The sequence below is a fragment of the Haloglomus salinum genome (assembly GCF_024298825.1).
GTDB lineage: Archaea > Halobacteriota > Halobacteria > Halobacteriales > Haloarculaceae > Haloglomus > Haloglomus salinum.
The window spans coordinates 1,249,205-1,271,348 of record NZ_CP101153.1 but is presented as its reverse complement, the minus strand read 5'-3'; the positions used below and the strand labels follow the sequence as shown (position 1 = coordinate 1,271,348).

Below are 22,144 nucleotides of genomic sequence, written 5' to 3'. Positions count from 1 at the left end.
TGCGTTATCTGCCCTGTATGCAGGGTGGTATTTATGGGGTGTCGCGGACAATCCACACTCGTTCGTGGCAGGCGACGACCTCCGGGTGCTCTGTGTGGCCGCCGACTCGACCCAGCTGGCGCTGCTGGGACGGGCGTTCGGGCGATACCGTGTCGATGTCGCGACGGCGACCAGCGGCGCAGCCGCGCTGTCGACGCTCTCGGACTCGGCGGTCCACTGTGTGGTCTGTACGGACGCGGTCGACGACGAGTCGGGGCTGGCGCTGCTGGACCGGGTACGCGAGTCACACGCCGAACTCCCGTTCGTCCTGTTCGCCGCCGAGGGCGACGAGCGGCTCGCCAGCGAGGCGCTCGGACGTGGCGCCACCGACTACCTCCGCCGCAGCGGGACGAACCCGTTCGCGCTACTGGCCGGCCGCGCGGTGGGCTACGCCCGGCGCTACCGGGAGCGGGCCGCGCTCGAACGGGGTCGCGAGCGGTACGAACTCGCGGGGCGGGCCGTCTCGGACGTGGTCTGGGAACGCGACCTCGACACCGGGACCATCCGGTGGGGTGCCGGCGTCGAGGCCACGCTCGGGTACGACCGCGACGGCGACTACGACCGCGAGTGGTGGCTGGAGCAGGTCCGTCCGGCGGACCGCGCGGCCGTCGAGGAGGCCTGGCATCCCGCCGAGGCCGGCGAGGCGGACACGTTCGAGTGTCGGTACCGCGTCCGGCGTGCCGACGGGTCGTACGCGAGCGTCGTCGACGGCGGGGAGGTGGTCCGCTCGGGCGGGGAGCCGGCCCGGCTGGTCGGCGCCCTCCGGGACGTGAGCGACCGCACCGAGCGGACCGCCGAGCTGGAGCGGCGCAACGAACAGCTCGACGAGTTCGCCACCGTCGTCAGCCACGACCTCCGGAACCCGCTCAACGTCGCCCGTGGCCGCGTCGAACTCGCCCGCGAGACCGCCGACCTCGACCATCTCGACGACGCCGAGACCGCACTCGAACGGATGGACGACCTCATCGCGGACCTCCTCACGCTGGCCCGGGAGGGCCGGGCGGTCGACGAACTGGAGCCGGTCGCGCTCGGGTCGCTCGCCGAGGACGCCTGGGCGACCATCCCCGGCCGGGACGCCGCCGACGCGACCCTCTCGGTGGAGACGGACTGCCGGGTCCTGGCCGACCCCTCGCGGCTCCGACAGCTGCTCGAGAACCTGTTCGCCAACGCGGTCGAGCACGCGGTTACCGACAATCCGGTGGTCGCCGCGCCCGACGAACTCGTCGTCCGGGTCGGCTGCCTCGACGCCCCCGACACCGACGGCTTCTACGTCGCCGACAACGGCCGGGGCATCCCCGCCGAGCGCCGCGCGTCCGTCTTCGACCTCGGCCACTCGGAGGCCGAGTCGGGTGACGGGGTCGGGCTGGCCATCGTCGAGGAGATCGCCACGGCCCACGGCTGGAGCGTCCACGTCGTCGACAGCGCGACCGGCGGGGCCCGCTTCGAACTCCGCGATGTCGCGGCGCCCGACGGGGCGGCTTCTTGACCCTCCCGCCCGAACCGTCGCATATGGACCCGGCCGACGTCGTCGCCGACATCGACCTCGACGGCACCGCGTACCTGAACTGGGGCGCCAGCGGGCCCGCGCCAGAGCGCGTGCTCGCCGCCGCCCGCGAGGAACAGCGCCGCCACGAGCGCCACGCCCACTCGGTCGCGGACCCGTACGGCTACGCGGGCGAGCAGTTCACCGCGACGCGCGAGGCCGTCTCCGACCTGCTGGACACGTCGGCCGAGCGGATCGCGCTCACGGACTCCACCTCCGACGGCATCAGCAGGGTCGCCAACGCCATCGACTGGGCCGAGGGTGACACCGTCGTCCGGACCGACCTCGAACACCCGGCCGGCGAGCTCCCGTGGGACCGCCTGCGCGAGGCGGGCATCGAGGTCCGGGAGGTGCCCTGCCCGGGCGGACATTTCGACCGCGACGCCTACCGCGAGGCCGTCGACGGGGCGACCCTCGTCTGCTTCAACAGCATCTCCTGGTTCCACGGCACCCACCTCGATGTCGAGTGGGCCACTCGTGTGGCCCACGACGCCGGCGCGGCGGTGCTGGTCGACGCGGTGCAGTCCCCCGGGCAGGCGGCGATGCCCGTCGAGGACTGGGACGCCGACTTCGTCGCCGCGGCCGGTCACAAGTGGCTGGCGGGGGTGTGGGGGGCCGGGTTCCTGTACGTCCGTGACCCCGAGCGGTGGCGTCCCCGGCACCTGGGCTACTACGCGGCCGAACAGTACGATGCCGAGGCGGGCAGGCTGACGTACCACGCCGACGCTCGTCGCTTCGAGATCGGCACCAACTCCCTCGCACCCTACGCCGCGCTCCGGGAGGCCATCGACCTGCACCACGAGGTCGGTCTCGACGCCATCCGCGAGCGCCAGCGCGGCCTCGTCGAGCGCCTCCACGACGGCCTTGACGACGGGCTCGTCTCCCCCCGCGACCCCGAGTCCGGCCTCGTGACGTTCGACCGCGGCGACGAGGCCGCCGCCCGGGACCTCGTCGAACGCGCGAAGGGAGCCGACGTGGTCGTCCGCTCGGTCCCGCGCGACGGCTGGGTCCGGGCCTCGGTCCACGCGTTCAACACCGAGGCCGAGGTCGACCGGCTGGTCGAACTGCTCTGAGCGATGCGCTGGGGCTCCCGTGTCGCCCTCGTCGGCTGCCTCCTCCTGGCGGGCTGTGGCGGGTTCGCGGGCTCGACGCCCGACTGTACGACCACCCCGTCGCCGACCCCCCGCGTCGAGCCACCGGTGTACGTCGTCATCGACAACGAGGACGTGTCGACCTACTCGCTGGACATCCGCGCGACCCACCTGCGCGCGAACGGCACGCGGGCGACTCTGTTCAACTCGACCGTCGGGCTGGCGCCCACCCAGCACCTCGAGACGCGGGCGACGTTCCCCTCGCGCGAGGGCCGCTACCGCGTCCGCGCGACGGTCGGGAACGCGACCGGCCGGGAGACGTTCGCCGTCCCCGGCGGTCGACTCCGGGAGGTCCGGGTACACATCGTCGTGAACCCCTCCGACGCGTCCGAACCCGTGGCCATCGACGCGACGGTCCGGCGCCCGACGCCGGGCTGCTGACTCGCGGAATCGGGTGGCACCGCCGGCGCCCCAACGGTCAAGCCGCCGCCGGGCGAGACACCTCCATGGCAACCAACAGACAGTGGCACCTCGCGGAGCGCCCGACCGGCGAACCCGACCACGACACCTTCGAACTCGTCGAGGCCGACGTTCCCGAGCCCGAGTACGGCGAGGTCCTCGTCCGGACCATCTACCAGTCCGTGGACCCGTACATGCGCGGGCGGATGCGCGACGCCGAGTCCTACGCCGAGCCCTGGGAGCCGGGTGAGCCGATGAAGGCGGGCGTCGTCGGCGAGGTCGTCGAGAGCCGCGACGACCGCTTCGCCGAGGGCGACGTCGTCACGGGCGACCTGCTGTGGGCCGAGTACGCGGCCGCCGACGGCGACGAACTCCGCAAGGTCGACCCCTCGCTCGCACCCATCTCCACCGCGGTCGGCGTCCTCGGGATGCCCGGCGTCACCGCGTTCTACGGCTTCACGGAGAAGGGCGAGCCCCAGCCCGGCGACACGGTCGTCGTGAGCGCGGCCGCGGGCGCGGTCGGCAGCGTCGTCGGCCAGCTCGCCCGCGCGCAGGGCTGTGAGGTGGTCGGCATCGCGGGCGCCGAGGAGAAGTGCGACTGGCTGACCGACGAGCTGGGCTTCGACGCCGCGGTCAACTACAACCACGAGAACGTCCGCGAGTCCATCCACGAGGCCGTCGGCGGCACGGACATCTACTTCGACAACGTCGGCGGGCCCGTCACGGACGCCGTCTGGCCGACGCTGAACGACTTCGCGCGCGTGGTCGCCTGCGGGCAGATATCGCTCTACAACGCCACCGAACTCCCGACCGGCCCCCGGAAGCTGACCGACGCGGTCCAGAAGCGCCTGAAGATAGCGGGCTTCATCGTCAGCGACTACGACCGCTGGGCCCACGCGCTGGGGCGGCTGGGCGGCCTCATCGCGAGCGACGACCTGCGCTACCGCGAGCACGTCATCGAGGGCTTCGAGAACGCGCCCGACGCGTTCCTCGGGCTGTTCGAGGGCGTCAACATCGGGAAGACGCTAGTGCAGGTCGGGGACGAGCCGTAGCACGACGGAACGGATACCGGCCGCTCACCGACTCGAGTGCGCGCCGCCCCGGCCTCAGAGGGCGGCGCCGAAGAGAAGTGCGGGTTGCCGTGCGGGTCGACCGCGGGTCGGCTACCGGCCCAGTTTCTCGCGGGCGACCTTCATCCCGCCCGGCGTGATGATGACCTGGTCGTCGTCCTTCTGGACGACGTCGCCGCCGACCTCGTTGGCGACCTGCTTCAGTTCGTCGTAGATGTGCTCCATCGTGCGGTCGGAGGTGGTGTGCCGGGTGATGTCCGCGATGACCAGCCCGCCGTCGTAGACGGCGTCCTTGATGTCCACGACGTCCTGCTTGTCGCTTATCTCGGCGATGTGGACCTGGGTGTTGGCCTCGCTCGGACCGGCGTCGAAGTCGTCGATGTCGAGTTCGACGTACTCGTCGGCACTCCGCTGTCCTCCCCCGATGAGTTTGCTCATCAGTCCCATGACAACGGGACGGTCCCCATCGGGCTTAAATCCGCGTCAGACACGCGTCACATCGGCGTTCCACGGTGTTTCGGCCGAGGTCGCTCCCGGCGGATGCCCGTGTGTCCGGTGTCGCGCCACCCGACTTTTTGCGCCCGCCGTGCGTTTCCCCGTCCATGACCTTCAGCATCTGCGTCCACGAGTCCTACACCGACGACGAGGGGGAGGAGCAGGACCGCTTCGGCGTCGCGGTCACGACCCGGCTCGCCGGCGTCGGGACGCTCTGTCCGTTCGTCAACGAGCACGGCGCGGTCGCCACCCAGTCGCTCGTCAACGTCTCGCTGGGCGAACGGGGCATCGAGTACCTCGCGGACGGCCTCGCCGTCGAGGACACGCTGGAGGCGCTCCTCAACGCCGACGACGGCCGCGAGACCCGACAGCTCCACGGCGTCGACGCCGAGGGAACGTTCGCCTTCTCCGGTGACGAATGCGGTGACTGGTACGGCGACGCCGAGGGCGAGGGCTACACCGTCGCAGGCAACCTGCTGACGGGGCCCGAGGTGCTGGACGCCGTCGCCACGACCTGGGAGGCGGCGGCCGACGACGACCCGCTGCCCGCCCGTCTCATCGCGGCGCTCGCCGCCGGCCACGAGACGGGCGGCGACAAGCGCGAGGAACTCACGGTGCAGAGCGCCGCGCTGAAGGTGGTCGACACGGCCCACCCGGACCCCGCGACGGCCCCGTACCAGCACGACCTCCGCGTCGACGCCTCGGAGACGCCCATCGCGGACCTCCGCGAGACGTACGAACTCGCGGTCCAGAGCCACGAGACCGCGATGGAACTGTACGAGGACGCCTACGAGGACGACGCGATGGACGAGGCCGAAGGGGTGGAGTGAGCGGGCGGGCGCCCCGCTGTCCACTACACCGGCCGCCAGCCACGGAGGAACGCCACGCACAGGCCCCCGGCCCCCAGCCCGAACGGGATGGTCGCCGTGCGGAGCACCAGCACCGCGGCGGCCGCGGCCGCGCCGGGCGCGCCCGTCACGAGCGTCAGCGCGCCCGCGAGCAGGAGGTCGTAGGCGCCCAGGCTCGCGGGCACGGGGACGACGCTCGCGGCCTGCGGAAGCGGGATGACCACGACGATGGGGAGCCACGCAACCGGTGCGCCGGCCCCCGAGAGCGCGACCCACAGCGCCGTCGCGGTCAGGACCTGTTCGAGGAGGCCACCGAGCGCGATGAGCCCGACCAGGTCCGGGCGGTCACGGAACAGGGCGATGCGCATCCGGTAGCGGCCGACGGCCGATTCCACGGCGGCGCGGTCCAGCGGCTCGTCGCGCCACAGCCCCGAGACGCGCACGACGACCGGCGACAGGAGCGCCACGAGCCCCTGAGAGAGCTGGTGGCGGAGCACGACGAGCACCACGCCGAGGACGAGGATGACCCCCAGCGCACCAGCCAGCGTCAGGAGGACGACCCGCTGTGAGTTCCCGCCCAGGAGGAGCGCCGCGCCCAGCGCCAGCGAGACGCACACCTGCGAGCCCGACTTGACGTACTTCGCGACCGAGCGCACCGCGAGCGCGCCACTGTAGGTCGTCTCGGTCGTCACCCCGATGAACCGCGCCATGATGGGCTCGGAGGTGACCGGGCCCGCCGGGCTGAGGGTGTCGAAGAAGTCACCCGCGAGCGCGAACTGCACCCCCTGGGCGGGCGTGAGTCCCTCGCCCAGTGGCCGGACGGAGGCCCACACGCCGATACCGTCGGCGGCCCCCTCGAGGACGACGAGGACCGCGACGACCGCCGCCGTCGCGAGCGTGATGGCTGTCAGACGGTCGAGGACGGTACCGACGCCGACGAACAGGAGGTAGGCGGCGAGCGCTGCCGCTCCGAGGCCAGCGCCGACGGCGAACCGGACGTAGCCGCGCACGCTCGCCGGGTCGGGTGGTCGGCGCAAAAGGACATCGGCCGACCGCGGGCGTGCCCGGGTGGGGAGTCGAACTTTATCCCTCCCGCTTGCAGGGCCGGTATGCCATCCGTTCCCGAGGCGTATCACGACCTGTTCGAGAAGCCGACCATCGCGCACCTCTCGACGCTCCTGCCGGACGGCTCGCCACACAGCGCGCCGGTGTGGGTCGACTACGACGCCGATGCCGACCGGGTGCTGGTCAACACCGAGCGCGAGCGCCGGAAGGAGAAGAACGTCCGCCAGGACCCGCGCGTGGCGGTCAGCATGACCGACCCCGACGACCCCTACCGGATGCTCGCGCTCCGGGGCGAGGTCGACGAGCCGAGAACCGAGGGCGCTCGCGAACACATCGACGAACTCGCGCGACGGTACACCGGCGACGACTACCAGGTGCCTATCGAGACCGAGCGGGTCGTGCTGGAGATCGCCGTCGAGCACGTCTCCCGGATGGGAGAGTAGCCGCCTACGCACCCATCGACCCGCGGCTCTCTACGCCGGCCTCGGGGGCGCTGGCTCACGACACTACTTAGTGTGGCGGCGAGTACTGTCGGCCGACGGATGCGCTGGATTGGTCCCCGACACGAACGCACCGGTCGCCGCCTCCTCGGGGTACTCGCGCTCGTGCTCGTACTCCTCCTGGCGGTGAACCCGACAGCGCTCCTGCTCGCGCCCGAGCACTCGGGCGTGGCAGCGGCCGCGACGCCCGGCCAACAGGTCGCTGGCGACCCGTGTGCCGGGCAGTGCTATCTCTCCGGGGGGGTCTCCGCCGCTTCGATATTCCCCCTCGGAAGTGACCGGCGGGTGCCGGAACGGTCGAATCCGGAGGTGGTCGACCTGACGGACGACCGCGCTGGCGCCCTGTTCGACGTGCTCTCCTCGGAGACCGCGCGGACCGTCCTCCAGCGACTCGTCGAGGAGCCGCTGACGGCGTCTGAACTCGCTGACGACGCCGATACCTCCCTCCAGAACGTTCACTACCATCTGGAGAACCTGCGCGAGGTGGACGCGATCGCGGAGATCGGCGTCGAGTACTCCGCACGGGGCCGGGAGATGTCGGTCTACACGGCGACCCACCAGCCCCGCGTGCTCATCTACGATAGCGCGGCGGATACCGGACCGGAATCAGACTAAAACAGCGACTGAGACTGGAACACCCTCTCTTCCCCCGGGTACCGATGGCCGCCCATGCCCGCTATCGCTCCGGGACCGGCGGCCGTCCGCGAACACTGGCGGACCCTGTTGCTCGTCTCCCTGTTGCTGACGAGTACGGTCGCGGTGTTCGTCCCGCTCGGCGGTTCGGAGACGGACGGCCCGACGAACCTCCAGTACGGCCTCGAACTCTCCGGCGGCACCCGCGTCCGGGCGCCGCTGGTCGGCATGACCGCCGATGCCGATATCGCCGATGCAACCGCCCGCGAGGTCGAGACGACCGTCGCGAGTCGGCTGAACGTCTCCCGGACGGACGTACAGGTGCGGACGGAACCGGGGGCCACGGACACCGTTGAGGTGTTCGCCGACGCCGACAACGGCAACGTGACCCGGGAGGCGTTCGCGGCCGCGCTGAACGCGGCCGGTGTCGAGGCTTCCACCGACGACATCCGCGACGGCGTCACCCAGGAGACCCGACAGACCGCCGTGACGGTGCTGAAGAGCAAGGTCAACGGGCTCGGGCTCTCCGGTGGGACCGTCTCGACGACGACCACGCCGACCGGCGAGACGTTCGTCTTCGTGGAAGTCCCCAGCGCGAACCAGTCGCAGGTCCTGACCCTCATCAGGTCGCCCGGCCGCGTCGAACTGGTCGCGCACTTCCCCCAGCAGCGCCAGAACGAGAGCGGCAACGGCACCCGGACCGTCTACCGCGACGTCTCCCTGCTGACACAGGAGGACTTCTCCAACCGGAACTTCCAGGCCAGACAGGCGGAGGGTGGCCGTCCGCCGCGTGTTCGGGTCGCGCTGAAGGACGAGCCCGCCCGGAACTTCTCGAACGCGATGCAGACCTTCGGCTTCACGAGTGCCGAGGGTGTCGACAACTGTGGCTACCGGCCCGAGTCCGGCGAGAACCCGGACACGTACCCGGGCTACTGTCTCTACACCGTTCGTGACGACGAGGTCGTCTACGGCGCCTCGATGAGCGGCGGGCCGGACGGGCTGGCCCCCACGATCCGGAGCGGCGACTTCGTGAAGGACCCCACCTTCGTCATCACGGCCAACAACTACAGCGAGGCCCAGCAGCTCGCCGTCGACCTGCAGGCCGGCGCCCTGCCGACGACGCTGGATATCGAGGGCGAGGGGACGACCTACTACGTGGAACCGACGCTGGCAGAGGAGTTCAAACCCCTCTCGCTGGTCACCGGGTTCGTCGCGATGGGGGCCGTCGCCGTCGTGGTGTTCCTGCGCTACCGCGAGCCGGGAGTGGCGGCGCCGATGATACTCACCGCAGGCGCGGAGGTGTTCCTGTTGCTCGGGTTCGCCTCCGCGGTCGGCCTGGCGCTGGACCTGTCTCACATCGCCGGGTTCATCGCCGTCATCGGCACCGGGGTGGACGACCTCGTCATCATCGCCGACGAGATCCTCCAGAGTGGTGAAGTCAACACCTCCCGCGTCTTCGAGTCGCGCTTCCGCAAGGCCTTCTGGGTCATCGGCGCGGCCGCCGCGACCACCATCATCGCCATGTCGCCGCTCGCGGTCCTCTCGCTGGGCGACCTGCGGGGCTTCGCCATCGTCACCATCGTCGGCGTGCTGCTCGGTGTGCTCGTGACCCGGCCCGCCTACGGTGACATCCTCCGCAACCTCGTCCTGGAGGACTGAGAGCACGGCCCCCGAACTCCTCCTGTCGCTGACGTATATCTGGAACTAGTTCGTCATACGTTCAAAGGCACCGATTTCACATATAAATTCCATAAATTGGATAAATGGTGCCAATATGCTGGTTGGGCCTGGAGAACGATATCTTTCCGGGTCCTGGGCTGCTCGGTCAAGCGGTTCTCACCGGGAGGGAAACAGGGTCACAGTAGATGCCATTCTGATGCCTCTAGACGTACGTTATGGACGTTCGCAACTGGATCTCCGAACACCGATTCGTCAGCTTCGTCCTCGTGACGTACGCGTTCACGTGGACGTTCCACGCCGCGCTCTTCCGCCTCGATATGCCGCAGTCGTGGACGTTCTCGACGCTGGTCGGCATCGGCGCGTACGGCCCGGTCGTGGGCGCGGCGGTCGTCGTCTGGGCCAGCGGCGGTGACCTGCGGGGGTGGGTCATGCAGGCGTTCCGGTGGCGTGTCTCCCCGGTCTGGTGGGCCGTCGCACTGCTGCTCCCGGCGGGTATCATCGTCGGGGCGACGGGCGTCTTCGTCCTCCTCGGCGGCGACCTCGTCGTCACCGGCCTCGAGACGCTCGTCGCCTACCCGTTCCTGCTCCTGTACGTCCTCGTCATCGGTGGCGGACAGGAGGAACTGGGCTGGCGCGGGTTCGCCCAGCCACATCTGCAGGAACGCTACGGCGCGTTCACCGCTGCGCTCGGCGTCGGCCTCGTCTGGGCGGGGTGGCACGCACCGCTGTTCATCCTGCCGGGAGCCACCCAGGGCGGGTTCGACGCCGCGCTCTACGTCGGCGGCATCCTCGCAGAGTCGGTCATCCTCGCGTGGCTCTACAACAACACCGGTGGGAGTGTCCTCCTCGCGGGCCTGTTCCACGCCGGCAACAACGTCGCGATGAACTGGTACCCCGTCAACAACGTGCTGTTCGTCGACGGTATCCGTGACGAGTGGGTCGCGTCCACGGGGCAGCTGGCCGCGTTCGTGGTGCTGGCGCTCGTCGTCGTGGGTATCGTGGCCGTGTACGGCACTCGACGGCTCTCGCACCACGCCATCCCGACGCCGCCGCTCGAGGAGCCGAGGACGCCGGCGACCGCTCGCGAGCGGCCGTCCGACTGAGCACGGAGCGCGGGGCGAAGGTCGAGCCCCCTACAGGTCCAGGTCGTACAGCTTCCCGTACTTCTCGCGGACGTAGTCGAGGAAGTAGTCGGCGGTGAACTCCTCACCGGTCGCCTGCTTCACCAGTTCGTTCGTCTCGTACTTCGCGCCGTGGCGGTGGACGTTCTCGGTGAGCCAGTCGTGGAGGTCGTCGAACTCGCCGCGGGATATCTTCCCCTCGAGGTCGTCGATGTCCTCCGCGGCGGCGGCGTACAGCTGGGCCGCCATGACCGAACCGAGCGTGTACGTCGGGAAGTAGCCGAAGGAGCCGTGCGACCAGTGGATGTCCTGCAGACAGCCCGTCGCGTCGTCGTCCGGGCGGATGCCGAGGTACTCGTCCATCTTGTCGTTCCACACGCCGGGCACGTCTTCGACGGCGAGGTCGCCGTGGACGAGGTCCTGCTCGATCTCGTAGCGCAGGACGATGTGCATGTGGTAGGTCAGCTCGTCCGCCTCGACGCGGATGAGGTTGTCGTCGTACACCTGGTTGGCGGCCTCGAAGGCGTCACGCGGCGTGAGGTCCTCGGCCGACGGGAAGTGCTCCTGGAAGGTCGGGAGGAAGTGCTCCCACCAGTGCTCCGAGCGGCCGACGTGGTTCTCCCAGAGCCGCGACTGTGATTCGTGGACCGAGAGGCCCCGATGGGAGCCCAGCGGCGTGCCGTACTCGTCCTCGCGCAGCCCCAGCGTGTAGGTGGCGTGGCCGAACTCGTGGATGGTCGAGGAGAGGGCGTCGACGGGGTCGTCCGGCGCGAACCGCGTCGTGACGCGGGCGTCGAACTGGTTGCCCGTCGAGAACGGGTGCGTCGAGCGGTCGAGGCGGCCGTGCTCCCACGGGTAGCCCAGTTCGTCCAGCGCGCCGCGCGCGACCTCCTCCTGGACGTCGGGGTCGTACTCGTCGTCGAAGGCGTCCTCGGCCAGCGTCACGTCGGACTCGGCGATGGCGTCGATGATGGGGACCAGTTCCTCGCGCAGGCGGGTGAGGACGCGGTCGGCCACCTCCAGGTCGAGGTAGGGCTCGTAGTCCGCGAACAGCACGGCGTACGGGTCGGCGTCGGGGTCGATGTGCTCGGCGTACTCGCGCTTGAGTTCGAGCAGCGTCTCGACCGTCGGGGCGAACTGCTCCCAGTCGGACGCCTCGCGGGCCTGCTCCCACACGGGGAGCGCGTTGCTGGTCTCCTCGGAGATGCGCTCGACCAGCTCCTGCGGGACGGCGGCTTCGCGCTCGTACTCGCGGCGGATCTCGCGGACGACGGCGGCCTGGTCCGCGGTGAGGTCGGCGCCCTCGACCTCGTCCAGCAGGTCGCCGACGGCGTCGGCGGTGAGCTTCTCGTGCCCGACGCTTGAGAGCGCGGACTGCTGCTTCGAGCGGGCGGGCGTGCCGCCCTCGGGCATCATCACCTGCTGGTCCCAGGAGAGGAGCATGCCGCTGTCGTTGAGGTAGGTCACCTGTCGGTAGCGGTCCAGCAGGTCGTGGTACGCGTCGGGAGCGCCCGCGTGGGGGCTCTCGCTGTCGGCGTCCGCATCGGAGGGCTGTTGCTCGGTCGCCATGGGCGGTTCGAGGGCCGCGCGGCGTATCAACCTCCCGGCAGGGGCAGTCTGCCCCGCTCCGTCTCCCGTGGTCACTCGACCTCGAACGACTCCACGACCAGCCGGTAGGTCCGGTAACAGCGGTCCAGCACGGCCAGCGAGACGGACTCGTCGGCGGTGTGGGCCTCGCCGGGTTCGGCCGCGCCGCAGACGACACAGTCCGTGCCGGCGCGGTCGGCCAGCCAGCCGGCGTCCGTGGCGTGGGGCTTGACGACGTGCTCGGGCACCGCGGCGGGAATGGGGTCGTCGGTGTGGCCGTGCGCGGCGCGGGCGGCCACGAGCACGGCGTTGGCGAACGCTTCGTCCTGACAGGCCATCGGCGGGAGGTCCTGGTCCACCTCCCAGTCGACGCCCTCGCCGGCCGCCCGCCCGATGTCGGCGCGGTCGTCCGGGACGGTCCGTTCGTCGATGGTCACCTCGCCGCGTTCGGGGATGACGTTCCACGCCTCGCCCCCCTCGATGCCCGTGACGGCGACGCTCCCCGCGAGGTCGTGGCCCAGCACCTCGGCCCGGGGCGCGTCGAGGTCGCGCACGATGTCGACGGCGTCGGCCGCGCGGTAGACCGCGTTGTCGCCCGCCTCGACCTCGCTCGCGTGGGCGGCCTGGCCGTGCGCGACGAGCGTGGACGCGCGGCGGCCCTTGTGCGCGACCGCCACGTCGGTCACGCCGTCGGCGGAGTAGCCCGTCGACCCCTCGCCGACGACCGCCCAGTCGGGCGCGAACCCGTCCTCGATGGCTGCCCGGCAGCCCTCGCCGCCGACCTCCTCGCCGACGAAGGAGGCGAAGACGAGCCGTGGCCCGTCCTCGGGAAGGGTCGCGTCCCGGAACGCCACCGCGAGCGCCGCGAGCGACCCCTTCATGTCCGCGCTGCCGCGACCGTACAGGCGGCCGTCGTGCTCCTCGACGATGTACTCGGTCTCCCCGCCCCCGTCATCGGCGTCGACTACCTGTGACTCGTCCGGCGGCACCACGTCGTGGTGGCCGACGAGCGCGAGCGTCGGTCGGTCGGCGGCCGGCTCGGAGGGCGCCGCCGGGTCGCTGTCGGGCGCCCGTGCAGCGAGAACGTTCCCGTGGTCGTCGCGGGTCACGGCGGCGTCGGTCTCCGCCCGGAGCCACGATTCGAGGTGGTCGCCGGCGGCCGTCTCGTCCTCGTGGCTGGGCGTGGCGACCAGTTCACGGGTCAGCGTCCGCACCTCCCCGGGGGCGTCGGGCACCTCGTCGTGTGGGGTACCGGCGGGTTCGGTCATGCCTGCCCCTGCCACCGGCACGGACAAAACGCTCCCGGCAAGCGGTCCCGGCGGGTGCCGAACGGCCCGCTCCGGAGCCATTCCCTGTGATGGGTTCACAGACTGCCGCGGCCGCAACTGTTTTGACACGCTGTGGCATACCACGACCTGTATGGCGACCGCCGACGAGAGCGTTTTCGACGACTTCCTGGCGGACCGTGGACACGAAACCGAGAGCGCCAGCTGGGAGCGCGACTATAACAAGAAGCGCTGCCCGGAGTGTTCCGGCATCCACGACCTCGAGGCGTCGACCTGTTCGGTGTGCGGCTGGACACCTACCTGACGGGGCCGGCGCCCCCGTCGACGGCTGCCCTGGCACCCCGCCGGGATGGCCTCGCACCTCCTCCGTTCACTGGGACGTAGCCGGTGAGTTTCCGGGCGCGCAGCGCCCCCTCCCCCGACGAACAGCGTTATACCGGAGGGGGGCATGTGGCCGATAATGAGTCAGCCCCACGTAACACGCCTCTTCGGTGGTCCCGGGAGCGGGAAGACCACCGCCCTGCTGGACAAGGTCGACGAGATGCTCGACGAGGGGGTCGACATCCGCGACATCCTCGTCGTCTCCTACACCCGGGCCGCCGCACAGGAGGTTCGTGAACGCCTCGCCGAACGGCTGGACCGCTCGCCCAAATCGCTGAAGGGGAACGTCTGCACGATGCACGCGAAGGCGTACGAACTGCTGAACCTCTCGCGTGGCGACGTGGTCGGCGAGGAGCACAAGGAGGAGTTCTGCGAGGAGTACGGCATCGAGTTCGAGGACGAGAACGACAGCGGTCGTCGCCGCTCGGCCCGGTCGACCACCATCGGCAACAAGATCATCGCCACCTCGCAGTGGCTCCAGCGGACCCGCCGGGACGTGGCCGACTGGTACGACGTCCCGTTCCAGTGGGACGAGGAGGAGGTCCGCCTCCCGCCGGACATCGACGAGAAGGCCCAGACCGGCAACAAGTACACGCCGACGTGGTCGAGCGACGACGACCGCATCGACGTGCCCGAGGCCATCCGGGCGTGGCGCTCGTTCAAGGGCGAGCAGGGGGTCGTCGGCTTCGCCGACATGCTCGAGCGGGTCCAGCAGCGCTCGAAGGTCCCGAGCGTCGAGCACCTCGTCATCGACGAGTTCCAGGACATCACCACGCTGCAGTACTCGGTGTACGAGGAGTGGCGCCCGCACATGGAGTCGGTGCTCATCGCCGGCGACGACGACCAGGTCGTCTACGCCTGGCAGGGCGCCGACCCGAACCTCCTGCTCGACGAGGAGGTCGACGACGACAACGTCCTCCCGAACTCCTACCGGCTCCCCTCGCGCATCCTCAACGTCGTCAATCGGCAGATACAGCACATCGAGAAGCGTCAGGAGAAGGACCTCAAACCACGCAAGCAGGGCGGTTCCTTCGAGGCCGTCCGGAACCCCTCCATCGTCGAACTCTCGCGGAACGTCCGCAACACCATCGAGGAGGACGAGGAGGGCACCGCGATGATACTGTTCCGGGCGCGCTACCAGATGTTCCAGTTCGTCGACGAGTTCATCAAGCAGGGGATGCCGTTCGTCTCGCTGACGGACACCCGCCTCTGGACCGACCGCCTGCAGGGATACGTCTCCGCCGTCGAGAAACTCGACGAGGACGAGCACATCACCGGACTCGAGGCGCGGCGGCTCGCGGAGATGCTCGCGGACTCGGCGTTCGGCACCGGCGGCCGCGACGACATGTTCGACGCCATCGACGACCTGCAGGAGCAGAACGGAGTCGACGACCTCGCCGAGATGCAGGTCGCGCCCGCGTTCATCCAGGAGCACGCGCCGTTCGCGCCTGGCCCGGCCAGCGCCGGCGACATGCTCACGCGTGTCTCCAACTTCCAGGAGCGCACCGTCGAGGCGTACTTCAAGGGCGGCTACCGCGGGATGGACCCGAACCGCGTCCGCGTCGGCACCATCCACTCCGCGAAGGGTCGCGAGGCCGACCACGTCTTCGTCGGGACGGACCTCACGGAGAAGGTGGTCGAGCAGATGTCCGCCTCCGTCGAGGAGGACGAACTCCCGCCGGGCGTCACCTTCGACAAGCGTGCGGACCCGGTGCCGGTCCTGACGGACAACGAGCGCCGCGTCTTCTACGTCGGGATGTCACGGGCCCGCGAGCGCCTGGTCATCATGGAGAACCTCATCAGCGGCGCGCCGACGCTCCCGCTGGACGTGCTCATCGAGAACCAGCCCTCGGACCTGTCGCTGGGTGAGCTGGTCGAGCAGGCCCAGGAACCGCTTGCAGAACCGGCTGAAGCGGAGTAAGGCGGTTTTCGGCTCTTTCTCGCTGGTTATAGAGAATCGAGGGGCGCAGCGAGGCGCGCGAGTCCAGAGCGCGAGGGCTTCGGAGATGGTCCCGTTGTCGCTGTCCCGAGGGCGCGCGAGGGCTTCGGAGACGCCACCCTACCCGTTTAGCCGGGCCTCGATGAACACCCAGGGCTCGCTCTCGTCGTCATCGTCGAGGCTGTCGGCAGCGCCCCACTCCCGCTCGACCGTGAACCCGGCCGTTCGGAGCTGTCCCCGGGTCGCCTCGACACCGGCCATCTCCCACGACATCTCGACGTTCGCGTCGAGCCAGTCCGGGTTGGTCCCGGTCCACTCCTCGCGGCCCTCGCAGACGAGGGTGCGACCGCCGGGGCGAAGCACTCGTGCGAACTCGTCGAGGACGGCGCCGTGCTCGCCGAGCGGAACGTGGATGAGCGACCAGTACGCCACGACGGCGTCGAACGCGTCGTCGGCGAACGGGAGCCGGGTCATGTCCCCCTGCAGCAGCGGCGCGTCGGGGACGTGTTCGGCGGCGAGGCGCAGCTGCTCGCGCGAGATGTCCAGCCCGACGGCCGTCGTCGCCGCGTCGAGCCGCCGGAGCACCGGCCGTCCCGGCCCGCACCCGGCGTCGAGCACCCGGTCCGGGTCGGCGGCGTCGAGGACCGCGTCGAGGGCCGTCAGCCCGCCCGAGTCACGCTGAGCCCCGTAGGAGGCTCCCAGTTCGTCGTACGCCCGGCGAACGGCTCGCTTCTCGACCATCACCTGCTGCGGGTCGCGGCGCCGGCATGGGTCTTCGGGACGCGTGGAGTGGCGTCTCCCGGGATTCGACGACCGACACAGTCGCCAAATGGGGGGCAAAAGTTCATTATGTCTCGTATAAATGCTAAATTTTCTATTTTTGGAAGATATAGGCCCCTATCCGCCTTTCTCCCCTTCCGCGTCGGGAATCAGGGGTTCGTCCTCGGTCGCCCCGTCCTGGTCGCCGTCGCCCCCGGTTTCCGGTCGAGTGCCCTCCCCGTTCCCGTCCTCGTCCGCGCTGCCCTCGTCGGGGGCTTTCACGGCGCTCCCGAGCACCTTGCTGGCGACCATCCCCGGGACGTCCATCGGCGTGGTGAGGTACTCCTCGATGGCGACCATCAGGGCGGCGAGCGCGAGGAAGAGAAGGCCCTGGTTGGTCTTCCCGTCGAGGAGGAACTCGACGCCGACGTAGGCGACCGGGATGGCGAAGGCCAGCGTGAGCGCGAGGCCGGCGGTGCCGAGGATGCTCCGTGCCATGCGAGCGGGTGGGGGGCGGGGCCGTTTCCGGTTGTCGGTCCGGCAGCCAGCCGTGACCGCGACCCGCCGGTCAGTCCTCGCGGTCGGCGAGCAGCCGGTCGATGGCGTCCTCGGCGGCCGCGATGACATCCTCGGGCGGGCGGGTGGCGTCGATGCGGACGAACCGCTCGGGTTCGGCCTCGATGAGGCGCTCGTAGTTGGCCTGCACGGCGGCGAGGTGGCCGGCGGTCTCGAACTTGTCCGAGGCGCCGGCGCGCTCGGCGCCGCTGCGGGGGTCCACGTCGAGATAGAGCGTCGCGTCGGGCGGGCGGGTGAACGCCTCGTGGATGCCCCGGACGTACTCCATCGGCCGCGCGATGTCGGTCTCCTCCAGGACGGCGCCCTGGTAGGCGTAGCGTGAATCGACGTAGCGGTCGGAGACGACGATGCGACCCTCGTCCAGCGCCGGCCGGACGACGTTCGCGAGGTGGTCGGCGTGGTCGGCGGTGTAGAGGAACAGTTCGGCGAGCGGGTCGGCGCCGTCGTCGCCGAGCGAGCGCCGGACGGCCCCGCCGTACCAGGAATCCGTCGGCTCCCGGGTGAAGACGGCGTCAGCGAGGGCGTCGTGGTCGCGGAGCGCCTCGTGGACCGTCGACTTCCCGGCGCCGTCGATTCCCTCCAGCGTGACGAGCATGGCGGACGGTCGCGGGGGGTGGGCGAAAAGCCACCGCTCTCCCGGTCGCATAAGTCCCCGGATATAGCGGCCACAACCCCCTTGTGGCGTGCTGTGCCAGTACTGGGTAGATGGCAGCGTCTTCGGACCGTGGCGGCTCAGGCTGGTTCCGGGCCGCGCAGGGGTCCCGGGTCTCCGAGGTGCTCGCGAGGGGCGGTGACCCGCTCGACGCGGCGGACCTCTACCGTATCCGGTCGGTCCTGCGCGGCGGCATCGTCGGCGCGGCGGTCGCCGCCGACGCGCTGGCCGTGCTCCTGTTCGTCGGTGAGGTGCTCACCGGCCGTGTCGCGCTCGTCGCCGGCCTCGCCTGCGTGGTGGCGTTCCTGGCCGGCTACGCCGTGCAGATCCGGGCGATCGCCCGCTGTTACCGGACGCTCCCGGGTGGCGTCTCGCCCATCGCGGTCGCGACCGCCACCCTCCCCGCGGGCGTCGCGCTGGGTGTCCTCTCGGCGCTCGCGGTCGTCGTCCCGTTCGGCGTGGTCCGGACGCTCCTCCTGCTGGGCGTCGGGGTTGGCGCCGCCGCGCTGGCGACCTGCGTGGCGCTGGGCGTCGTCTGTCAACGCGCGGCCGTCCGTCAGACCCGGCGGCCCAGCACCGGGCCGGCGGGTGCGAACGGCTCGTCGTCGGCCGTGGACGACTGACCCACGTCGGCCGCGGACGACTCCTCCCCCGAATCAGGACACTTATCGTGGCGTCCGTCGCGTGCTGGCACATGCCGTACTCAGTCGCCCAGCTGGACGACCTCGACGAGCAGTCGATGGCTGCCATCGACCAGTTCCCCGACCGCTACCGGATGCTCACGGAGACGCTCGGGCTCACCGAGTTGAAGGCGAACGTCTGGTACTTCGAGCCCGGCGAGGACCTCGTCTTCCACCGCCACGAGGAGCAGGAGGAACTCGTGTTCGTCCTCGAGGGGTCTTTCGAGGTCACCATCGGTGACGCGGACGACCCGGAGACCCGCGAACTCGGCCCCGGCGGGATGTACGCCGCCAGCCCCGATGTCGCCCGCGGTATCGAGAACGTCGGCGACACGACGGGGTCGGTACTGGCTATCGGTGCGCCCGCAGTCGACGACATGCCGCAGGACCCCTGAACCCACCACCGGTGGTCCGTCGGCGGACCGGGTACCGCTTCGCGTGCCTTTACGTCGCTCGCGGACGTACGCAGAGACATGAACGTGCTTGTCACCGGCGGCACCGGCTTCGTCGGCCGGAACCTGACGCGGGAACTCGCCGAGCGGGGCCACGACGTGACGGCCCTCGCCCGGACGCCCGGCGAGGTCGACCTCCACCCGGACGTGGAGACGGTCGTCGGCGACGTGTCCGCGTACGACTCCATCGTCCCCTCGTTCGAGGGGCAGGACGCGGTGGTGAACCTGGTCGCGCTGTCGCCGCTGTTCCAGCCGAAGGGGGGGAACGAGCGCCACATGGAGGTCCATCTCGGTGGGACGGAGAACTGCCTGCGAGCCGCCGAGGAACACGGCGTCGAGAAGTTCGTCCAGATGAGCGCGCTCGGTGCGGACCCGAACGGGTCGACCCACTACATCCGGGCGAAGGGCGAGGCCGAGCAGGCCGTGAAGAACGCCGACGTGGACTGGACCATCTTCCGGCCCTCCGTCGTCTTCGGCGACGGCGACGAGTTCGTCGGCTTCACGAAACTGCTCGCGCCGCCCTACTTCACGCCGCTGCCGGGCGGCGGGAAGACGCGCTTCCAGCCCGTCTGGATTGGCGACCTCGCGCCGATGCTGGCGATGGCCGTCGAGGGCGAGGCGCCCGACGACGAGGGCGAGGCCGACGGGCCGACGCCCGCCGTCCGGCGTGTCGAGGAGGCCGAGGCCGCACGCGCGGACCCGCACATCGGCCAGACCTACGAGATCGGTGGCCCCGACGTACTGACGCTCGCACAGGTCGCGCGGCTGGCCCACGCCGCCGACAACAAGCCCGTCAGCGTCGTCGACATCCCGATGCCGCTGGCCGGTATCGGGCTGAAGACGCTCGGGGCGCTCCCCGGTGCGCCGATGGGCGGCGACCAGTTCCGGTCGCTGCAGTTCGACAACACCACCGACGACAACGATGTGGCCGTGTTCGGCTACGACGAGCCGGACCTGCGGACGCTGGCTGACTATCTCGGCGTCGAACCGACCGTCGCCGACGGCGACGGTCGCGTGACCGCGTGACGGGACTGCTGGTCGGGCCTCGGCCGTGCCCGTCCGACGCCTGCCGCACGCCCGGGGCCGTAACGCCCTCGTTTCGGCCGAAAACTTATCCTACGCCGGCGTCCCCCTGTGAGGTAGTGACCGTCAGATGAAACTCGCGATGATCGGCTTCGGTCAGGCGGGCGGGAAGGTGCTCGACCGCTTCCTCGAGTACGACCGCGAAGAGGGAAGCGAAATCGTCCGCGCCGCCGTGGCCGTCAACACCGCGAAGGCGGACCTCATGGGTCTGGACAACATCCCGGAGGAGAACCGTGTCCTCATCGGGCAGGCCCGGGTCAAGGGTCACGGCGTCGGGGCCGACAACGAACTCGGTGCCGAGGTCGCCGAAGAGGACATCGACGAGATCCAGTCCGCCATCGACAACATCCCCGTCCACGAGGTCGACGCGTTCCTCATCATCGCGGGGCTCGGGGGCGGCACCGGCTCCGGCGGCGGCCCGGTGCTGGCCAAGCATCTCAAGCGTATCTACACCGAGCCGGTGTACGCGCTTGGCATCCTCCCCGGCTCGGACGAGGGCGGCATCTACACGCTGAACGCGGCGCGCTCGTTCCAGACGTTCGTCCGCGAGACCGACAACCTGCTCGTGTTCGACAACGACAACTGGCGCCAGTCGGGCGAGTCCATGGAGTCGGGCTACGCCGACATCAACCGGGAGATCGTCGAGCGGTTCGGCATCCTCTTCGGCGCCGGCGAGATCAAGGAGGGTGGCGAGGTGGGCGAGTCCGTCGTCGACTCCTCCGAGATCATCAACACGCTCGCCTGCGGCGGCGTCTCCACCGTGGGCTACGCCAGCGAGACGCTGGACCGCGACCGCGGGGGTGGCCTGCTCTCGCGGTTCACCGGCGAGGAGGAGGAGATCGACTCCACCTCCACGACCAACCGTATCACCTCGCTCGTCCGGAAGGCGACGCTCGGCCGACTCACGCTCCCCTGCGAGGTGGGCGGCACGGAGCGCGCGCTTCTGGTCCTTGCCGGGCCGCCGAAGTACCTGAACCGGAAGGGCATAGAGCGCGGGCGGAAGTGGCTCGAAGACGAGACCGGCTCGATGGAGGTTCGGGGCGGGGACTATCCCCGCTCGAAGGACGACAAGGTCCGCTCGGTGGTTCTGCTGTCGGGCGTGACGAACGTCCCGCGCATCAAGGAGCTCCAGCAGGTCGCCGTCGAGGCACAGGACAACATCGACGAACTCCGCGATGCCTCCGAGGAGAACCTCGACCGCCTCGTCAGCGACGACGACGAGGAGCTGGAACCGCTGTTCTAAGGGGCCGCGGCTCCTCCCCTCGCCCGCGTGACCGACGTTGACCCGCACGTGCTCGTCCCGTTCGACGCCAGCACGCCCAACACGAGGCTCGCGCCCATCCTCGACGAGCGCGAGCGACGCGCGTTCGCGGCCGCCATGCTCGAGGACGTGCTGACTGTACTCGAACGGGTGCGGCTCGAACACACGGTCCTCTCGACGGCGCCGCTGGACGAGCGCCAGATATCCGAGGCTCCCGTTACCGTCGACGACCGACCCCTGACGACCGCCGTGAACGCCCGGCTGGCCGGTGACCTCGTGGGCGCGGCCGAACCGCCCGTCCCCTCGCACGAGCGGCCCGTCGCGGTCGTGATGGCGGACCTGCCGCTGGCGACGCCCGACGCACTCCGGCAACTGGTGGCTGACAGCGCCGACGTGACGATGGCACCGGGGCTGGGTGGCGGAACGAACGCGCTCTGCGTTCGGGACTCCACGTTCCGCGTGGACTACCACGGTGCCTCCTGCCGCGACCACCGCGAGGCCGCCCGTGAGCGGGGGCTGTCGGTCAACACCGTGGACTCGTTCCGCCTGGCGACCGACATCGACGAGCGGGCGGACCTCGTGGAGGTGCTGCTCCACGGCGAGGGGACCGAGGCCCGGACGTGGCTCCGAGACGCCGGCTTCGCGATTACGACCGGTGACGGTCGCGTGCGGGTCGCTCGCGGCGGTGACGGCTCGGCGTGACGCCGGCCAGCGCAGGGACAATCATCTTGATGCCTGCGAACCAACACGACACTGCGCGAGCCGTGCTCGCGTGGTGCATCCGGGCAGTGGCACGGGGGCGGTTCACGAGGAGGGCACCCTGCTTCCCGAGCCACCCGGGCATCCCGTTCTGCGAGTACTTGGCCGATGGTGACCAGCGGCACCGCTCCTCTGGTTGGTGGGTGAAGGGCGTGTAGTTGGAGGGAGATGCAGAGCGAGGAACC

At 70.3% G+C, this 22,144-nt stretch carries 23 protein-coding genes; 16 read left to right on the top strand and 7 right to left on the bottom strand.

What is annotated here, in order from left to right:
- Positions 1-64 precede the first annotated feature (64 nt).
- The 4 genes from NL115_RS06195 to NL115_RS06180 all read left to right on the top strand — a co-directional run bounded on the left by NL115_RS06195 (position 65) and on the right by NL115_RS06180 (position 4,184).
- On the top strand, positions 65-1,525 hold the full coding sequence (locus NL115_RS06195) for an ATP-binding response regulator (RefSeq protein ID WP_254832317.1): 1,461 nt from the start codon (positions 65-67) through the stop codon (positions 1,523-1,525).
- A 23-nt stretch (positions 1,526-1,548) separates the two neighbouring features.
- Positions 1,549-2,655, top strand: a complete 1,107-nt coding sequence (locus NL115_RS06190) for an aminotransferase class V-fold PLP-dependent enzyme (RefSeq protein ID WP_254832316.1) — start codon at positions 1,549-1,551, stop codon at positions 2,653-2,655.
- A 3-nt stretch (positions 2,656-2,658) separates the two neighbouring features.
- Entirely contained in the window at positions 2,659-3,114 is a 456-nt protein-coding gene (locus NL115_RS06185) for a hypothetical protein (protein WP_254832315.1), read from the top strand.
- A 65-nt stretch (positions 3,115-3,179) separates the two neighbouring features.
- Positions 3,180-4,184 (top strand): NADP-dependent oxidoreductase, encoded by a 1,005-nt coding sequence (locus NL115_RS06180; RefSeq protein ID WP_254832314.1) that lies wholly within the window; start codon positions 3,180-3,182, stop codon positions 4,182-4,184.
- A 111-nt stretch (positions 4,185-4,295) separates the two neighbouring features.
- Here the strand turns inward: NL115_RS06180 and NL115_RS06175 are convergent, their stop codons facing one another.
- A complete protein-coding gene (locus NL115_RS06175) occupies positions 4,296-4,649 on the bottom strand; it encodes a cell division protein SepF (RefSeq protein ID WP_254823899.1) in 354 nt (117 codons plus the stop codon).
- Positions 4,650-4,804: 155 nt separating this feature from the next.
- Here NL115_RS06175 and NL115_RS06170 point away from each other — a divergent pair, with 155 nt between their 5' ends.
- Complete coding sequence (locus NL115_RS06170; RefSeq protein WP_254832313.1) at positions 4,805-5,527, top strand: DUF1028 domain-containing protein; 723 nt, start codon at positions 4,805-4,807, stop codon at positions 5,525-5,527.
- A 23-nt stretch (positions 5,528-5,550) separates the two neighbouring features.
- Here the strand turns inward: NL115_RS06170 and NL115_RS06165 are convergent, their stop codons facing one another.
- The gene (locus NL115_RS06165; RefSeq protein WP_254832312.1) at positions 5,551-6,555 is read right to left on the bottom strand and encodes a lysylphosphatidylglycerol synthase domain-containing protein; all 1,005 of its coding nucleotides are present in this window, start codon (positions 6,553-6,555) and stop codon (positions 5,551-5,553) included.
- A 99-nt stretch (positions 6,556-6,654) separates the two neighbouring features.
- On the opposite strand from NL115_RS06165, the gene NL115_RS06160 reads away from it, so the two are divergent.
- From NL115_RS06160 to NL115_RS06145, 4 genes are all read left to right on the top strand, one after another.
- Complete coding sequence (locus tag NL115_RS06160; protein WP_254832311.1) at positions 6,655-7,053, top strand: PPOX class F420-dependent oxidoreductase; 399 nt, start codon at positions 6,655-6,657, stop codon at positions 7,051-7,053.
- A 162-nt stretch (positions 7,054-7,215) separates the two neighbouring features.
- Complete coding sequence (locus NL115_RS06155) at positions 7,216-7,725, top strand: ArsR/SmtB family transcription factor (protein ID WP_254832310.1); 510 nt, start codon at positions 7,216-7,218, stop codon at positions 7,723-7,725.
- A 54-nt stretch (positions 7,726-7,779) separates the two neighbouring features.
- Positions 7,780-9,402, top strand: coding sequence for a preprotein translocase subunit SecD family protein (locus tag NL115_RS06150; protein ID WP_254832309.1), 1,623 nt, complete (start codon positions 7,780-7,782; stop codon positions 9,400-9,402).
- 236 nt (positions 9,403-9,638) lie between these two features.
- Positions 9,639-10,526 carry a CPBP family intramembrane glutamic endopeptidase gene (locus NL115_RS06145; RefSeq protein WP_254832308.1) on the top strand — a complete coding sequence of 296 codons (888 nt, stop codon included), beginning with the start codon at positions 9,639-9,641 and terminating at the stop codon, positions 10,524-10,526.
- Between the two features lie 30 nt (positions 10,527-10,556).
- Here the strand turns inward: NL115_RS06145 and NL115_RS06140 are convergent, their stop codons facing one another.
- Positions 10,557-12,113: a carboxypeptidase M32 gene (locus NL115_RS06140; RefSeq protein WP_254832307.1), complete on the bottom strand. Its 1,557-nt coding sequence runs from the start codon at positions 12,111-12,113 to the stop codon at positions 10,557-10,559.
- 71 nt (positions 12,114-12,184) lie between these two features.
- Positions 12,185-13,399, bottom strand: a complete 1,215-nt coding sequence (locus NL115_RS06135; protein ID WP_254832306.1) for a M20 family metallopeptidase — start codon at positions 13,397-13,399, stop codon at positions 12,185-12,187.
- Positions 13,400-13,550: 151 nt separating this feature from the next.
- Here NL115_RS06135 and NL115_RS06130 point away from each other — a divergent pair, with 151 nt between their 5' ends.
- Both NL115_RS06130 and NL115_RS06125 read left to right on the top strand, forming a co-directional pair.
- Positions 13,551-13,721: an HVO_0416 family zinc finger protein gene (locus tag NL115_RS06130; protein ID WP_254832305.1), complete on the top strand. Its 171-nt coding sequence runs from the start codon at positions 13,551-13,553 to the stop codon at positions 13,719-13,721.
- A gap of 156 nt (positions 13,722-13,877) precedes the next feature.
- The gene (locus NL115_RS06125) at positions 13,878-15,719 is read left to right on the top strand and encodes a UvrD-helicase domain-containing protein (RefSeq protein WP_254832304.1); all 1,842 of its coding nucleotides are present in this window, start codon (positions 13,878-13,880) and stop codon (positions 15,717-15,719) included.
- A 138-nt stretch (positions 15,720-15,857) separates the two neighbouring features.
- Here the strand turns inward: NL115_RS06125 and NL115_RS06120 are convergent, their stop codons facing one another.
- From NL115_RS06120 to tmk, 3 genes are all read right to left on the bottom strand, one after another.
- The gene (locus tag NL115_RS06120; RefSeq protein WP_254832303.1) at positions 15,858-16,478 is read right to left on the bottom strand and encodes a class I SAM-dependent methyltransferase; all 621 of its coding nucleotides are present in this window, start codon (positions 16,476-16,478) and stop codon (positions 15,858-15,860) included.
- A gap of 156 nt (positions 16,479-16,634) precedes the next feature.
- A complete protein-coding gene (locus tag NL115_RS06115; RefSeq protein WP_254832302.1) occupies positions 16,635-16,994 on the bottom strand; it encodes a DUF7533 family protein in 360 nt (119 codons plus the stop codon).
- 70 nt (positions 16,995-17,064) lie between these two features.
- Positions 17,065-17,667, bottom strand: a complete 603-nt coding sequence (tmk, locus tag NL115_RS06110) for a dTMP kinase (protein WP_254832301.1) — start codon at positions 17,665-17,667, stop codon at positions 17,065-17,067.
- A gap of 110 nt (positions 17,668-17,777) precedes the next feature.
- On the opposite strand from tmk, the gene NL115_RS06105 reads away from it, so the two are divergent.
- The 5 genes from NL115_RS06105 to cofC all read left to right on the top strand — a co-directional run bounded on the left by NL115_RS06105 (position 17,778) and on the right by cofC (position 21,902).
- Positions 17,778-18,347, top strand: coding sequence for a hypothetical protein (locus tag NL115_RS06105; RefSeq protein ID WP_254832300.1), 570 nt, complete (start codon positions 17,778-17,780; stop codon positions 18,345-18,347).
- A gap of 71 nt (positions 18,348-18,418) precedes the next feature.
- On the top strand, positions 18,419-18,799 hold the full coding sequence (locus NL115_RS06100; RefSeq protein ID WP_254832299.1) for a cupin domain-containing protein: 381 nt from the start codon (positions 18,419-18,421) through the stop codon (positions 18,797-18,799).
- A gap of 78 nt (positions 18,800-18,877) precedes the next feature.
- Positions 18,878-19,882 carry a complex I NDUFA9 subunit family protein gene (locus NL115_RS06095; RefSeq protein ID WP_254832298.1) on the top strand — a complete coding sequence of 335 codons (1,005 nt, stop codon included), beginning with the start codon at positions 18,878-18,880 and terminating at the stop codon, positions 19,880-19,882.
- 127 nt (positions 19,883-20,009) lie between these two features.
- On the top strand, positions 20,010-21,182 hold the full coding sequence (locus tag NL115_RS06090; RefSeq protein ID WP_254832297.1) for a tubulin/FtsZ family protein: 1,173 nt from the start codon (positions 20,010-20,012) through the stop codon (positions 21,180-21,182).
- A 27-nt stretch (positions 21,183-21,209) separates the two neighbouring features.
- The gene (cofC, locus tag NL115_RS06085; RefSeq protein ID WP_254832296.1) at positions 21,210-21,902 is read left to right on the top strand and encodes a 2-phospho-L-lactate guanylyltransferase; all 693 of its coding nucleotides are present in this window, start codon (positions 21,210-21,212) and stop codon (positions 21,900-21,902) included.
- Positions 21,903-22,144 lie beyond the last annotated feature (242 nt).

Coding starts and splice junctions, on each gene's coding strand:
- NL115_RS06185 (WP_254832315.1), top strand. CDS start 2,659: ATGCGCTGGGGCTCCCGTGTCGCCCTCGTCGGCTGCCTCCTCCTGGCG.
- NL115_RS06095 (WP_254832298.1), top strand. CDS start 18,878: ATGAACGTGCTTGTCACCGGCGGCACCGGCTTCGTCGGCCGGAACCTG.
- NL115_RS06090 (WP_254832297.1), top strand. CDS start 20,010: ATGAAACTCGCGATGATCGGCTTCGGTCAGGCGGGCGGGAAGGTGCTC.
- NL115_RS06120 (WP_254832303.1), bottom strand. CDS start 16,478: ATGGTCGAGAAGCGAGCCGTTCGCCGGGCGTACGACGAACTGGGAGCC.
- NL115_RS06180 (WP_254832314.1), top strand. CDS start 3,180: ATGGCAACCAACAGACAGTGGCACCTCGCGGAGCGCCCGACCGGCGAA.
- NL115_RS06105 (WP_254832300.1), top strand. CDS start 17,778: ATGGCAGCGTCTTCGGACCGTGGCGGCTCAGGCTGGTTCCGGGCCGCG.
- NL115_RS06115 (WP_254832302.1), bottom strand. CDS start 16,994: ATGGCACGGAGCATCCTCGGCACCGCCGGCCTCGCGCTCACGCTGGCC.
- NL115_RS06125 (WP_254832304.1), top strand. CDS start 13,878: ATGAGTCAGCCCCACGTAACACGCCTCTTCGGTGGTCCCGGGAGCGGG.
- NL115_RS06130 (WP_254832305.1), top strand. CDS start 13,551: ATGGCGACCGCCGACGAGAGCGTTTTCGACGACTTCCTGGCGGACCGT.
- NL115_RS06190 (WP_254832316.1), top strand. CDS start 1,549: ATGGACCCGGCCGACGTCGTCGCCGACATCGACCTCGACGGCACCGCG.
- NL115_RS06145 (WP_254832308.1), top strand. CDS start 9,639: ATGGACGTTCGCAACTGGATCTCCGAACACCGATTCGTCAGCTTCGTC.
- NL115_RS06160 (WP_254832311.1), top strand. CDS start 6,655: ATGCCATCCGTTCCCGAGGCGTATCACGACCTGTTCGAGAAGCCGACC.
- NL115_RS06100 (WP_254832299.1), top strand. CDS start 18,419: ATGCCGTACTCAGTCGCCCAGCTGGACGACCTCGACGAGCAGTCGATG.
- tmk (WP_254832301.1), bottom strand. CDS start 17,667: ATGCTCGTCACGCTGGAGGGAATCGACGGCGCCGGGAAGTCGACGGTC.
- NL115_RS06175 (WP_254823899.1), bottom strand. CDS start 4,649: ATGGGACTGATGAGCAAACTCATCGGGGGAGGACAGCGGAGTGCCGAC.
- NL115_RS06170 (WP_254832313.1), top strand. CDS start 4,805: ATGACCTTCAGCATCTGCGTCCACGAGTCCTACACCGACGACGAGGGG.
- NL115_RS06140 (WP_254832307.1), bottom strand. CDS start 12,113: ATGGCGACCGAGCAACAGCCCTCCGATGCGGACGCCGACAGCGAGAGC.
- NL115_RS06150 (WP_254832309.1), top strand. CDS start 7,780: ATGCCCGCTATCGCTCCGGGACCGGCGGCCGTCCGCGAACACTGGCGG.
- NL115_RS06135 (WP_254832306.1), bottom strand. CDS start 13,399: ATGACCGAACCCGCCGGTACCCCACACGACGAGGTGCCCGACGCCCCC.